We start from the raw sequence: 13,115 nt of genomic DNA, 5'->3' as shown, positions 1-13,115 counted from the left end.
GCATCAGCATCGGCATCCGCATCCGCATCCGCATCGGCGTCAGCGTCGGCATCCGCATCGGCGTCGGCATCCGCATCAGCATCAGCGTCGGCGTCGGCGTCAGCATCTGCATCTGCATCTGCATCGGCATCTGCATCAGCATCCGCATCCGCATCGGCATCGGCGTCAGCATCGGCATCAGCGTCTGCATCCGCATCAGCGTCGGCGTCAGCATCGGCGTCAGCATCCGCATCGGCGTCCGCATCCGCATCAGCGTCGGCATCGGCATCAGCATCAGCATCAGCATCGGCATCAGCATCAGCATCAGCATCGGCGTCTGCATCAGCATCAGCATCGGCATCCGCATCCGCATCCGCATCGGCGTCAGCGTCGGCATCCGCATCGGCGTCGGCATCCGCATCGGCGTCAGCATCCGCATCCGCATCAGCATCAGCGTCGGCGTCAGCATCTGCATCTGCATCGGCATCTGCATCAGCATCCGCATCGGCGTCAGCATCGGCATCAGCGTCTGCATCCGCATCAGCGTCGGCGTCGGCGTCAGCATCGGCGTCAGCATCCGCATCGGCGTCCGCATCCGCATCGGCATCAGCGTCGGCATCGGCATCAGCATCAGCATCGGCGTCGGCATCGGCATCGGCATCCGCATCAGCATCGGCATCTGCATCTGCATCTGCATCGGCGTCAGCATCGGCGTCAGCGTCAGCATCTGCATCCGCGTCAGCATCGGCATCGGCATCGGCATCGGCATCAGCATCGGCGTCAGCGTCTGCATCAGCATCGGCGTCGGCATCAGCGTCTGCATCAGCGTCTGCATCCGCATCCGCATCCGCATCAGCGTCTGCATCCGCGTCAGCATCGGCGTCAGCGTCGGCGTCGGCGTCGGCGTCGGCGTCAGCATCTGCATCTGCATCGGCATCTGCATCAGCATCCGCATCAGCATCGGCATCTGCATCTGCATCGGCGTCAGCGTCAGCGTCAGCGTCCGCATCAGCGTCGGCGTCAGCATCTGCATCGGCGTCAGCATCAGCGTCGGCGTCTGCATCAGCATCAGCGTCGGCATCCGCATCAGCGTCTGCATCAGCATCGGCGTCGGCATCGGCGTCAGCATCAGCGTCGGCGTCTGCATCAGCGTCAGCGTCTGCATCAGCATCTGCGTCGGCATCCGCATCTGCGTCGGCATCAGCATCGGCATCAGCATCGGCATCGGCATCGGCATCAGCATCAGCATCGGCGTCTGCGTCAGCATCAGCATCGGCATCGGCATCGGCGTCAGCATCAGCATCTGCGTCGGCGTCAGCATCCGCGTCAGCATCCGCATCAGCATCCGCATCAGCGTCAGCGTCTGCATCTGCATCGGCGTCTGCATCTGCATCGGCGTCTGCGTCAGCATCTGCGTCAGCATCTGCATCGGCATCTCCATCGGCGTCAGCGTCAGCATCTGCATCTGCATCTGCGTCAGCATCAGCGTCGGCATCGGCGTCTGCATCGGCATCACCGTCGCCATCATCAGGATCTACGGGCCCCTTACCGCCCGAGCCACCGGAGGAATGACTAGATGCCATTGCAACGCCCGTTAAGCCAGCCAGCAGCAAGCCCAGGACCCACGGTGGAGGTGTGCTGGTGCCAGCGGCAGCAGCGCACACAGTTTCGGAAACAACAGGAGCCGTATTTGCAAATACGGCATCCTGGGCGGAGATTTCTACCAGCTCTCCGCTGCTGTTGAGCCACCACAGTTGGCAGGCTGAATCTTCCAGAACCAGCTCGCTATGTTCGCCGTCTGGGTTTTCGTTAAAAAAGCCTTGCAAGGTGACCTGTTGACCATTGGCCATCACCAGGACAAGGTTATTTCCTTGGCGGGTAATACTGACAATATCGCCAGGACTCGCGTTCAATTTGACGAGATGAGGGGTGGCCAGCACTTGATCCGCTAATTGCGTCTCCAGTACTGGCTTTCCCGCTCCCGATCGTTCTGCTAGGATCATTTTCATGAATAGCCCAACCTTTTAATAATAAAAATGGCCACAAGGCCCCTCTTCACAACGGTTAATTCAAGGCAGGCACATTGAATCCAGCGCTCAACAACCCCTGGGAGTAAGCGCATTCAATCTGCGAAGCTTTCAAATCCAACTCACTGTTCAACACCTCGACACGGGCCTGGTGGTATTCCTGTTCGGCATTCAATAAGTCGACCAGTGAACGCGTTCCTAAATCCAAATACTGTTTTCTGTACAAATCTTTCGTGCCGCTAATGTTCACGACACGATTGGCCAGCAGCGCCTTGCGACGCTCCAGCCCTTGATAACGATTGACTTGATCGGCCAGGCGCTGCTCCACCTGCAGGCGGACTTGAGACTTTTCAGCGCTGGCAGCGCGCAAGGCGCCCGAGGCTGCGCGTTTACGCGCCGACAAGCCTCCCCCTTGATAAAAGGGCATGGAGAAATTCAGGCGTATGCCGGTCTCGACACGACTGCCATAGAGCGGGGTCGCGTTCAAAGCGCGGGAGGCATTGGCTTGTAAAGAGAGGGTTGGCCATTCTTCAGAACTGGCCAGATCGACATCAGCCACCGCTTCTTCGGCAGCCATATCCACCATCACCACTTCTGGAACACGCGCCCAGTTAATGCGGGAGATCGTGCAGCTTTGATTGAGCTCGAGAGGGAACTGCGCCAAGGACACGGCGCTAACGTCAGGAAGTTGTGCAAGTAGTGCAATTTCCTGCAACCATTTGCGATATTCTGCATCGACGTTCAATACCAGCGCCTGGACGGAATCCAGGCGGGAGCGCGCTTGTAAAACGTCGGACAGGTTGCTGGCACCTTTCTCGTGGCGCCGCTCGACCAAGCGGGTTAGCTGCTCTACTTCCTGGACGTGCGCTTGGGCCAGATCCAGAAAACCCTGATAACGCACCGCTTCCAGTACCGCGTTGGACGCTTCGCGAACCAATTGCTCGACAACCAAATCCGTTCTGGCTTGGGCTTTCAGTTCCCCGAACTCGGCTTTTTTGACTGAATTGGCGGTTTTGCCGAAGTCGTAAAGTAGCTGTTGTACGTTCAAGTCCAGGCTTTGCAGGGCCTTTTCGTCATAGCGACCGGAACGGTACTTTTCATAGCTACTTGAAACACCTCCGCTAACTTGCGGGTAGTAATGAGCCTTGGCAACATCAATCATCTCGCGTGCGCTTGCTTCGTAACCCATGGCACTTTCCCGCCCGGGGTGACGCGCAAGGACGCGGTCGACAACGTACTGAATACTCAAGGGTGCGTCATGATCGGCTTGTTCCAGAACTGAATTTTCCTGAAGCCGTTCAAGCATCGTTTGTGCCTTGCTCGATGTGGCAAGAACAGCCATAGCCAACACGATCCCCACTGTTTTTGTTCTAGTCATAAGGCACCCAAGCAAGTGACTTTTTGTATCCTCAACGGAGGGACAAAAAGCCGCACATTCAACACAAACGCACTCTCAAGAGGTAGAATCACCGAACGCAGGGCGCAAAAAAGCCACCTGCCTATCCAAAAAGCAAGCAATGCAAAACTGTCATTTACCTGGATTGCGCGCTACCTCCGACACGCCTCACACAAAGAAGCAGACGCAGCACAACACGTTCTTATCGAGAGAATCGATTTTGTGACAAAAGAATAAGCTATCGCATGAAATTAGCGTTTTTGTGTAAAAAAGCGTATTTCCGGTTAGTTTTCTGTTCAGGAAGAATATTACGACAAGATCTTGTCGCTATCAAGCGATTACTTGGCGCAATTGAAAATAATTGACAAGAACATGAAGAAAAAGACGTAGGATTGTAAATTAAAACCGTTGGGGCCCCTTACCACCACAACTTTTGGGCAGACCAGGCCACAAGCATATGGAAAATGAATTTAAAGACTTCTCGGACCGGATAAATCTAGCCATCGCCCGTGCAGGCGGAGCCAAGAACTTGGCGGACAAAATGGGAATGTCCACTTCGGTGCTGCGAAGCTGGCGCTCAGGGAACTCCGACCCATCCCGTTCCAGCCTAGTTAAAATGGCCCAAGCCACCAACCTGTCTGTCAGTTGGCTGGCCTCGGGAGAAGGTAACCCCTCACCTTCCGAACCCTCTTCAACCTTGGTTGATCTGGATATCCTGGAAGAAATCATTGCCAAGACTCAACAATTATTCCAAGGTCAAAGCGTGAATCTGAAGCCGGAGGCCGAGGCACGTATCATCCGCCTGGTCTATGAGTTCTACTTACGCCAAGGGCAGCAAATGGACGAAGCCAGTTTGAACAATCTGATTGAACTGGCTTCGTTTCGATAAAAGCCACTCGCAATAGTCAAATCAGGAAAGGGCGCTGTATCTAATGTGACCTCGCTTAAATGCAAAAGTCATAGGCAACCCCTTTCCCTGGCGATAACTCAACCTGTTATTAATCCCAGCCCTATTGAAAACAATAAGGACCTGTTAACGAATCACAAACCCAAGCGTGGACTAATGAGCTGAGAACACATAGCCCACGCCCCACACAGAACGAATCGGCAAACGCTCGCCGTGCTGTGCTACCTTACGTTTCAAACGGCTAATTACCACATCTATGTAGCGACTAGGTGGTTGATCCCCTTCCTTGTCACTAAACAGCTTTTCGCGGGCTACGGGTTCAGGACTCTCGGCCAGCAACACACGCAATACTCGTCGCTCCGCCCCTGTCAGCGTGATGGCATGTCGCTGCGGCGTCATCAAGCGCCAACCGTCCTCCAGCAAATCCCAACCAAACAAGGGCTCCCGAGTTTCACCATTCAGGCGGATTTCCGTAGGGGCAGTTGGGAAAGCTTTGTCCTTTCCATCCGCATATTTAGCTCGCAAGGCCAGCTCCCGTCTGCGCAGAGCTTGGATACTAGCCAGCACTTCCATACTGTGAGTTCGTTCGTCAAAACAGATATCGGCACCAGCCAGCAATAGCAAGCTGCCATGTTCGGGGGTTAGTGTTCCTTCAAAACGCAAAACCACCAGACCCATTGCCGCAGACTGAGCTCGCAAGCGACCTACATCACTCAACAGATCCTCATTCGGGGAATGCATCATGATCAGCTCGCCCGCCTCGGCCTGTTCGTCCTGCGTAAATGACACCGCGCTGTGTGCTTGAAGCACTTGCACCGGTATACCCCACAGGGCCAAATCATCGATCAGCTTTTGTATCAGATCGCCGTTATCGAACAACAGCACGATTCTCTCTGTTCTCAACAGTACCAAGCCTCCCTCTCCCCAAAACCGTGGCTATCATTGCCTTGTAGGCCTGCACGCGTTCAAGCGGCTTTGCCTGGCGCTCACTATCGTCTTTATTGTGTTTCTTACTCACCCAAGACCTGGTGCGCCTACAGCCGATCTGTTGGCAAGGCCACTCTGTCTTTCTGCTCCTGGGTCCTTCCAGGGCCCGATGGGCATCCTTCCTGTGATGCCGCCCATCCAGCATAAACACAAAATCTTGCATAAACAGTCAAGTTCTTAAAACAAAAGTAAGAAAACCACATCATTTACATTTTTTATGCAAATTCTTGTGTAGTTAACTTGGTTTTCTGTTCAAATTGAATAATAAGACAAGTATATAGCACCATCAAGCACAATCTTGACCAAATAACCAATAACGACAAGAACATGCAATCCCTGGAGGTGGCAATGTATTTCAAACACTCAGTAAAGCGATTAAGCCAAGCCGGTCAAAATGCCGTGGAGGAAGGTTTCCAACACTTCCCGGAGCGAATCAAGCTGGCGATCGAACAGGCCGGCGGACCACAAAAACTGGCTGAAAAAGTGGGTGTGTCCCTATTGATTCTGCAAGGCTGGCAATCAGGCAAAACCGAGCCCTCTCGTCTTGCTTTGATCAAGCTGGCCAAGGCCTCCAAGCTGCCTATTCAATGGTTAGCCTGCGGGGAAGAAAAGCTTGATAAACGGGTTCTTGCTCAATCAAAGCCCAGCATGGCTGACATGGACTCGTTGGAAGAAATCATCCTGAAGATCAGGCAGTTATTTGTGCAGCAAAAGCTCAGCCTGCGCTCTCGTGCCGAGGCTCAGGCGATTCGCCTGGTATACGAGTTCTATCTGCATCAAGGTCGTCAAATGGATGACGCCAGCCTGGACAGTTTGATTGAGCGTCTTGCCCCTCAGTAAACCTATACGTACAAAACAAGGCACCTGATCATAAATTGGATGAAGCTAGGGCTATTCTGTTTCCATTAATCACGCCTTAAGCTTCCCTGTGCTGGCGAGCGTTTAATCTGCTCGACCAGCAACAGCACTGTCTCAAAAAAGATCTTTATGTTCTATTTGTAACTAACATTATTCTCCCCTGCTTTGCCTAAACCCTTGGCCATATAAGTTTGAACCATTCAAGCATGAATCAAGAAATCAGGCCTGAAGATAAGAACCTCAGCGAAATTCATACAAAACTCTATGGCTGGAGATAGGCAAAACCCTAGGAAAAGTTGTAATCTCTGGCTTGATAAAGACATAAGACAGCTTATTCAATGCAGGTTTTGGCCCATAAAAAAAGAACAAACAAGGCTTAACGGAAACCGCCTCTTAAACGCTTTCGCTATTATTTTTATTTATAGCTATCGGGTAGATATCGAGCCATTTTTTTGAGCGTTTTAAGCTTGCCAGTGCCTCTCTCCAAACATACTTAGCCGCAGCGTATAGAGGCCCTTAACCAGGGGGTTCCTATTCAGCAGCCAACAACATCACAAACAAACTGCCGTCTGCCCTGAGCCCGCCTTTCAAGCTGCGCCCCGCTCTTCAGGCACAAAAAAGCCTGCATGTTCTGCAGGCTTTTTCTATTACAGCATCCCTAGTTGCAAGCGGGCTGATTCACTCATGCGTTCCCGGCTCCACGGTGGATCCCAAACCAGATCCACTACGGCCTTCTCTACGCCCTGGATAGTCTCCAGCTTGTAGCGGGCCTCATCGGCAATCATGGTGCCCATACCGCAACCAGGAGCCGTCAGCGTCATTTCCATGGTGATGGAGAACGCTTCTGGACCAGTCTGGCTCACATGACAAGCGTACACCAAGCCCAGATTAACGATATCGACCGGAATCTCCGGATCATAAACGCTTGCCAGCACAATCCAGGCGGCGTCTTCAATGGTTTTTTCGCTCAGGGGCAGCTCGGGTACAAAAACCTCGGGCTTGTCCTGGGACTCAAAACCCAGCGCATCGGCATCGACACCTTCAATCCGGTACAGGTTGCCCTCTACCATCACGGTATAGCTGCCACCCAGCTTCTGGGTAATCGTTGCTGTACAACCCGCCTCGATCGTAACGGGAGCACCGTAAGGGATACTGACAGCCGGACAATCCCGGCTGACCAGCACATCATGTCGTTCAAAGTAGCTCATGGCTTGTTTGCGCCTTTATTCGGTTTGCGCGGTTTCTTTGGCCTGATTGATGGCGTTATGCAGGGTATGCCAGGCCAGAGTGGCACATTTAACCCGTGCGGGGAATTCACGCACACCAGATAACACTTCCAGCTTGCCCAGATCTCGATCGGGATGGGCCTCTGTCAACATGGCGTGCATATCTTGAAAAAGAGACTCAAACTCGGCCAGACTCAGGCCTTTTACGGCTTCGGTCATCAAGGATGCCGAAGCCTTGGAAATAGCGCAGCCATGCCCCACAAAGCTGACTTTCTGCACAATGCCGTCTTCAACCACGGCGTACACAGCCAGTTGATCCCCGCACAGAGGATTGTGGCCATTGGCAAAATGGCTGGCGTTTTCTATTACTTCAAAGTTACGCGGGCTACGGTTGTGATCAAAAATGACCTCTTGGTAGAGCTCGCGCAGCCCGTTGAAATCTTGGCTCATTTAGCCAACTCCAAATAGTTTTTGAGCTTTGCGCAGGCTGCCCAGCAAAGCATCAATATCAGCGTAATCGTTGTACAAGGCAAAGGAGGCACGAGCCGTACCTGGAATGCCAAAGCGCGTCATCAAGGGCATGGCACAGTGGTGACCGGCACGCACAGCAACGCCGTCCATGTCCAGAATGGTGCCCAGATCGTGCGGGTGAATACCGTCGACCAGGAAGGACACAATGCCTGCCTTGTGTGCCGCCGTACCAATAATTCGAATACCAGGCATGGCCAGCAAGGCTTCGGTGGCGTAGTCCAGCAACAGCGCCTCATGGTCAGCAATACGCTGCATGCCTATACCCATCAAATAATCGATAGCGGCAGCCATGGTAATGGCACCAGCGATATTGGGCGTACCCGCCTCAAAGCGCTGTGGCACAGGGGCGTAATTACTTTGCTCAAAACTGACCGTGGTGATCATGTCACCGCCCCCCATCCAGGGCGACATGCTGTCCAGAATCTCGTAGCGCACGTACAAGGCACCCATACCTGTGGGGCCGTACAGCTTGTGTGCTGAGAAAGTGTAGAAATCAGCATCCAGAGCCTGTACGTCCACCACACCGTGGGGAACGGACTGAGCTCCATCCACCAGCACCTTGGCACCGACGGCATGCGCCTGACGGGTCATTTCAGCGATGGGGTTGATCGTGCCCAAGGCATTGGACACATGGCCCACCGCCAGCAGGCGGGTTTTCTCGTTGAGCAGTTGCTTGAAGGCTTCCTGATCCAGCTCGCCGTTGTCCAGCACAGGCACCACGCGAATGATGGCACCGGTACGCTGGGCAACCAATTGCCAAGGCACGATATTGGAGTGATGCTCCAGGCCGGTCAGCAGAATCTCGTCGCCTGCTTTCAGGTTGTCCATGCCCCAGCTATAGGCCACCAGGTTGATGGATTCTGTGGTGCCACGCGTAAATACAATTTCTTCGTCGCGCGCGGCATTCAGAAATGCCCGCACTGTACTTCTGGCCTGATCGTACAGCTCAGTAGCATGCTGAGACAGCCAATGCACACCACGGTGGATGTTGGCATTGGACTGCTCATAGAATCGCGCCTCGGCTTCAATGACCGAGCGCGGCTTTTGCGTCGTCGCGCCATTGTCCAGATAGGACAGGCGTTGGCCCCGGATGGGGCGAGCCAGGATAGGAAAATCCTCGCGGTGATTCAGCAAACCAGCAGCAGTTACGGGCATAGGCGCATTCATGCAAGATCTCCAAGGGCAAGACCGCCAGGCAACAAAGCATTAATACCGACTGTGGCACGGCTACGAAGGCTCTCGGACGCAATGCGCTCCAGAGACTGAGCGGCAAATGCGTAAATCAGCATATTGCGTGCATCTTCCATGGTCATGCCACGCGAGCGCAGGTAGAACAGGCTGTCGGCATCCAGCTGACCTACAGTGGCACCGTGTGCACACTTGACGTCGTCGGCGTAGATTTCCAACTCAGGGCGGGAGTCTGCACGTGCCATCTTGGACAAGAGCAAGCTGTCCGAACGCTGTACCGAATCCGTACCATCCGCGCCCTTGCCTACCAATACGCGACCACTGAACACGCCGCGGGCGGTGTCGGCCAAAATGCCACGGTAGAACTCACGGCTTTGGCAGTTAGGCTGAGCGTGATCAATGATGGTGTTGTGGTCCACGTGACGGCGGCCGTCCACAAAATACAAACCATTGAACAAGGTTTCGCAGCGCTCGCCGTTGAAAACAGTAGCAATATCGTTACGGGCTATACGAGCACCGAAAGACAGAGAGTGCGAATTGAATACCGAACCACGACCTTGCTGCACATCGATTGCGGCCAGGTGGAAGTCTTGCAAGGCTTCTTGCTGCAGCTTCATGTGTGTCAGGTTGGCATCAGGAGCCACGTTCAGGCGAGTCACGGCGCTGCTCAAGGAAGCATCCGTTCCTTCCTGACCCACGTAGTGCTCAACCACCGTTGCACTAGCACCGGATTCCAAAGAAATCAGGTTGCGCGTGAAGCTGGCACTGCCACCTTGAGTGCGTACAAAAACCAGATGAACAGGCTGTTCCAGATGCTTGCCAGCGGCAATATGCAAGGCAGCACCATCCTGGGCCAAAGCCAAGTTCAAGGCAGCCGTCGAAGCACCCAGGGACTCATCCCCGTAAGCCTGCTGCAACCAGTCTGCATCTTGTTCCAGACAGGCGCTGAGCGATGACAAACGCACACCAGCAGGCAACTCACTCAGGTGCGACAAGGCCGCATCGTAGTGACCATCCACAAAGACCAGGAAGTACCCGTCTTCTTGCTGGCGTACCGACGCCACCAGTTCTGCGGCCGAAGCCGACTTCTGAGGCGCAAAACTTTGTTGTTCCAGCAAAGCCAAGGAAGTGTGATGCCAGGCTTCAATACGCGTGGTTGGCCAGCCTTCTTGTGCGAAACGATCCAGCGCGCGCTGACGCATAGCGCTTAGCCATGGCAGGCCGGCTCCAGGTGCTTGTGCAGCCTGAGCGGCAAAGCTGTTGACCCAATCCGGCAGACTCATACCGCAGCTCCCTTGGCTTTTTGTTCGGCGGCTGCTTGTTCCAGCACCCAACCGTAGCCACGCTCTTCCAGTTCCAGAGCCAATTCACGGCCACCGGAACGAATGATCTTGCCGCCGGCCAATACGTGCACAAAGTCAGGCACGATGTAGTCCAGCAGACGTTGGTAGTGAGTAATCACCAGCAAAGAACGCTCGGGTGAACGCAGACGGTTCACGCCGTCAGCCACCACACGCAAAGCGTCAATATCCAGACCGGAGTCGGTTTCGTCCAGGATGGCCAGCTTGGGTTCCAGCAGGCTCATTTGCAGAACTTCATTGCGTTTCTTTTCGCCGCCAGAAAAGCCTTCGTTCACGGAGCGGTACAGAAACTCTTCGCGCATGCCAACCGTCTTCATTTCCTCTTTGACACGCTTGAGGAAGTCCATGGCGTCCAGCTCAGGCAAACCCTGATGACGACGCACGGCGTTCACGGAAGCACGCAGGAAGTAGGCGTTGGACACACCGGGAATTTCGATGGGGTACTGGAATGCCAGGAACAGACCGGAACGGGCGCGGTCTTCAATCTTCATCTCCAGCAGGTCTTGACCCAGCCAATCAACCGAACCACCTTCCACGGTGTAGTCTTCACGACCGGCCAGAACCTGAGACAAGGTGCTCTTGCCCGAGCCGTTCGGACCCATGATGGCGTGGACTTCACCGGGTTTGATTTCCAGGTTCAGACCTTTAAGGATAGGTTTATCTTCAACCGAAGCGCGCAAATCTTTAATCGTCAGCATTTCATTATTCTCCTTAACCTACACTGCCTTCCAAGCTGACGCCGAGCAAATTCTGTGCTTCGACCGCAAACTCCATGGGCAATTCTTTAATCACTTCTTTACAAAAGCCGTTCACGATCATGGAGACGGCATCTTCGGCAGTCAGGCCGCGCTGCATGGCGTAAAAGAGCTGGTCCTCGCCAATGCGCGAAGCGGTTGCTTCATGTTCCACACTGGCGCTGGGGTTCTGCACTTCCATGGTTGGGAAGGTGTGTGCAGCACAGCGCTTGCCGATCAGCAGCGAATCACACTGGGTGTAATTGCGGGCGTTTTCTGCCTTGGGGGTAATACGAACCAGGCCGCGATAGGTATTGATACCTTGGCCCGCCGAAATCCCCTTGGAGATAATCGTGCTGCGGGTATTGCGACCCATATGAATCATTTTGGTGCCGGTATCGGCTTGCTGGCGGTGGTTGCTCAGGGCGACCGAGTAGAACTCGCCTTGGGAATCATCGCCGCGCAGCACCACGCTGGGGTATTTCCAGGTGATGGCCGAGCCAGTTTCAACCTGCGTCCAGGAGATGTGCGAACGTGCGCCACGGCATTCGCCACGCTTGGTGACGAAGTTGTAAATACCGCCTACGCCGTCTTTATCGCCGGGGTACCAGTTTTGCACGGTGGAGTACTTGATCTTGGCGTCGTCCAAGGCGACCAGTTCCACGACCGCTGCGTGCAACTGGTTTTCATCGCGCATCGGCGCCGTACAGCCTTCCAGATAGCTGACCGAAGCGCCCTCTTCCGCAATAATCAAGGTGCGCTCGAACTGACCAGTGTCGCGGGCATTGATGCGGAAGTAGGTGGACAGCTCCATCGGACAGCGTACGCCTTTGGGGATGAACACAAAGGAGCCATCGGAGAACACGGCCGAGTTCAGGGCGGCGTAGAAGTTGTCGCTAGGAGGGACAACCGTACCCAGATACTTTTTCACCAGTTCCGGATATTCACGCACGGCCTCGGAAAAGGAACAGAAGATCACGCCCACTTCTTCCAGCTCTTTGCGGAAGGTGGTGGCCACCGAGACCGAGTCAAACACGGCGTCAACCGCCACACCGGCCAGACGCGCGCGCTCGTGCAAAGGCACACCCAGTTTTTCATAGGTGCGCAGCAATTCAGGATCCACCTCGTCCAGGCTCTTGGGGCCGTCGGCCTTGCTCTTGGGCGCGGAGTAGTAGCTGATGTCCTGGAAGTCGATAGGTGGATATTCCACAATCGACCACTTGGGATACTTCATGGTCAGCCACTGGCGGTAAGCAGCCAGGCGCCATTCCAGCATGAACTCCGGTTCGCGTTTTTTCGCGGACAGGAAACGGATGACGTCTTCGTTCAGACCTTTCGGTATGGTTTCAGACTCGATGTCGGTGACAAAGCCTGCCTCGTAATCACGATCGAGGAAGGTGTCCAGATGTTCGTTGACGGTACTCATTCGGTTAACTCCACGTTGGAGGTGTTCGCCTTGTTTCTGTTTTTCAATTCGGGACCCGGCTTGTGTGTCAGGGGAAATTCGTTAACGGGCACGCGTATCATGTCTGCAACACTGACCTCTTCCAAGGTGCGTCGGACAATATCGTTGATACGCTGCCAATTACTGCGTATATGGCAATCTGACTCCACGGAACAGGCTCCAGGAGTAGCTACACATTCAGTCAAGCCAAAGGGCTGATCTTCCAGTGCATCAATAATCTGCGCTACACTTATCTGTTTGGCGGGGCGGCCCAACACATACCCTCCGCGTGCGCCTCGGCTGCTGATGACCAGCTCGTGCTGGCCCAGCAGTTTAAGCACCTTGCTGACAGTCGGTTGGCCCAAACCCAGGATGGCGGCCAAGTCAGACGCACTGAACACACGGTCTGGATCTCCAGCCATGTGTGTCAGCACCAAAGTGCCGTAATCAATGATTTTACTGATTCGCAGCATTCCT

Annotated in this window: 12 protein-coding genes; 2 read left to right on the top strand and 10 right to left on the bottom strand. The window is 54.4% G+C overall.

Annotated features, from left to right (window positions below):
• Positions 1-1,988 (bottom strand): BapA/Bap/LapF family prefix-like domain-containing protein (locus tag ACLPGZ_RS13105; protein WP_429641458.1); only part of this gene is annotated, 1,988 nt, incomplete at its 3' end.
• Between the two features lie 55 nt (positions 1,989-2,043).
• Positions 2,044-3,312 carry a TolC family protein gene (locus tag ACLPGZ_RS13100; protein WP_060185783.1) on the bottom strand — a complete coding sequence of 423 codons (1,269 nt, stop codon included), beginning with the start codon at positions 3,310-3,312 and terminating at the stop codon, positions 2,044-2,046.
• A 547-nt stretch (positions 3,313-3,859) separates the two neighbouring features.
• On the opposite strand from ACLPGZ_RS13100, the gene ACLPGZ_RS13095 reads away from it, so the two are divergent.
• Positions 3,860-4,291, top strand: coding sequence for a helix-turn-helix domain-containing protein (locus ACLPGZ_RS13095; protein ID WP_080747924.1), 432 nt, complete (start codon positions 3,860-3,862; stop codon positions 4,289-4,291).
• 171 nt (positions 4,292-4,462) lie between these two features.
• Here ACLPGZ_RS13095 and ACLPGZ_RS13090 read toward each other — a convergent pair whose 3' ends face one another.
• Entirely contained in the window at positions 4,463-5,194 is a 732-nt protein-coding gene (locus tag ACLPGZ_RS13090; RefSeq protein WP_060185784.1) for a winged helix-turn-helix domain-containing protein, read from the bottom strand.
• Between the two features lie 450 nt (positions 5,195-5,644).
• Between ACLPGZ_RS13090 and ACLPGZ_RS13085 the strand changes: the two genes are divergently transcribed.
• Positions 5,645-6,136: a helix-turn-helix domain-containing protein gene (locus ACLPGZ_RS13085; RefSeq protein ID WP_035267648.1), complete on the top strand. Its 492-nt coding sequence runs from the start codon at positions 5,645-5,647 to the stop codon at positions 6,134-6,136.
• Between the two features lie 665 nt (positions 6,137-6,801).
• Here the strand turns inward: ACLPGZ_RS13085 and sufT are convergent.
• The 7 genes from sufT to ACLPGZ_RS13050 are packed head-to-tail and all read right to left on the bottom strand — an operon-like array spanning position 6,802 to position 13,111.
• Positions 6,802-7,362: a putative Fe-S cluster assembly protein SufT gene (gene sufT, locus ACLPGZ_RS13080; RefSeq protein WP_060185785.1), complete on the bottom strand. Its 561-nt coding sequence runs from the start codon at positions 7,360-7,362 to the stop codon at positions 6,802-6,804.
• A 15-nt stretch (positions 7,363-7,377) separates the two neighbouring features.
• A complete protein-coding gene (gene sufU / locus ACLPGZ_RS13075) occupies positions 7,378-7,830 on the bottom strand; it encodes a Fe-S cluster assembly sulfur transfer protein SufU (RefSeq protein WP_009454366.1) in 453 nt (150 codons plus the stop codon).
• Positions 7,831-9,078: a cysteine desulfurase gene (locus tag ACLPGZ_RS13070; RefSeq protein ID WP_035267652.1), complete on the bottom strand. Its 1,248-nt coding sequence runs from the start codon at positions 9,076-9,078 to the stop codon at positions 7,831-7,833.
• Positions 9,075-10,382 carry a Fe-S cluster assembly protein SufD gene (gene sufD / locus ACLPGZ_RS13065; protein ID WP_429641455.1) on the bottom strand — a complete coding sequence of 436 codons (1,308 nt, stop codon included), beginning with the start codon at positions 10,380-10,382 and terminating at the stop codon, positions 9,075-9,077. The genes ACLPGZ_RS13070 and sufD overlap by 4 nt, the downstream gene beginning before the upstream one ends.
• On the bottom strand, positions 10,379-11,158 hold the full coding sequence (sufC, locus tag ACLPGZ_RS13060; protein WP_009454372.1) for a Fe-S cluster assembly ATPase SufC: 780 nt from the start codon (positions 11,156-11,158) through the stop codon (positions 10,379-10,381). Before sufC ends, sufD begins: the two co-directional genes overlap by 4 nt.
• A 13-nt stretch (positions 11,159-11,171) precedes the next feature.
• On the bottom strand, positions 11,172-12,620 hold the full coding sequence (gene sufB, locus ACLPGZ_RS13055; protein WP_009454374.1) for a Fe-S cluster assembly protein SufB: 1,449 nt from the start codon (positions 12,618-12,620) through the stop codon (positions 11,172-11,174).
• Positions 12,617-13,111, bottom strand: a complete 495-nt coding sequence (locus ACLPGZ_RS13050) for an SUF system Fe-S cluster assembly regulator (RefSeq protein WP_003800349.1) — start codon at positions 13,109-13,111, stop codon at positions 12,617-12,619. Before ACLPGZ_RS13050 ends, sufB begins: the two co-directional genes overlap by 4 nt.
• Positions 13,112-13,115: the final 4 nt, after the last annotated feature.

The sequence above is a fragment of the Alcaligenes sp. Me129 genome (assembly GCF_050487245.1).
In the GTDB taxonomy this organism is placed as follows: Bacteria; Pseudomonadota; Gammaproteobacteria; order Burkholderiales; family Burkholderiaceae_B; genus Alcaligenes; species Alcaligenes phenolicus.
The sequence above is the reverse complement of the archived record's forward strand: the minus strand, read 5'-3'. Positions and strand labels throughout refer to the sequence as shown.

Coding starts and splice junctions, on each gene's coding strand:
- ACLPGZ_RS13100 (WP_060185783.1), bottom strand. CDS start 3,312: ATGCTTGAACGGCTTCAGGAAAATTCAGTTCTGGAACAAGCCGATCAT.
- ACLPGZ_RS13095 (WP_080747924.1), top strand. CDS start 3,860: ATGGAAAATGAATTTAAAGACTTCTCGGACCGGATAAATCTAGCCATC.
- ACLPGZ_RS13085 (WP_035267648.1), top strand. CDS start 5,645: ATGTATTTCAAACACTCAGTAAAGCGATTAAGCCAAGCCGGTCAAAAT.
- sufT (WP_060185785.1), bottom strand. CDS start 7,362: ATGAGCTACTTTGAACGACATGATGTGCTGGTCAGCCGGGATTGTCCG.
- sufU (WP_009454366.1), bottom strand. CDS start 7,830: ATGAGCCAAGATTTCAACGGGCTGCGCGAGCTCTACCAAGAGGTCATT.
- ACLPGZ_RS13070 (WP_035267652.1), bottom strand. CDS start 9,078: ATGAATGCGCCTATGCCCGTAACTGCTGCTGGTTTGCTGAATCACCGC.
- sufD (WP_429641455.1), bottom strand. CDS start 10,382: ATGAGTCTGCCGGATTGGGTCAACAGCTTTGCCGCTCAGGCTGCACAA.
- sufC (WP_009454372.1), bottom strand. CDS start 11,158: ATGCTGACGATTAAAGATTTGCGCGCTTCGGTTGAAGATAAACCTATC.
- sufB (WP_009454374.1), bottom strand. CDS start 12,620: ATGAGTACCGTCAACGAACATCTGGACACCTTCCTCGATCGTGATTAC.
- ACLPGZ_RS13050 (WP_003800349.1), bottom strand. CDS start 13,111: ATGCTGCGAATCAGTAAAATCATTGATTACGGCACTTTGGTGCTGACA.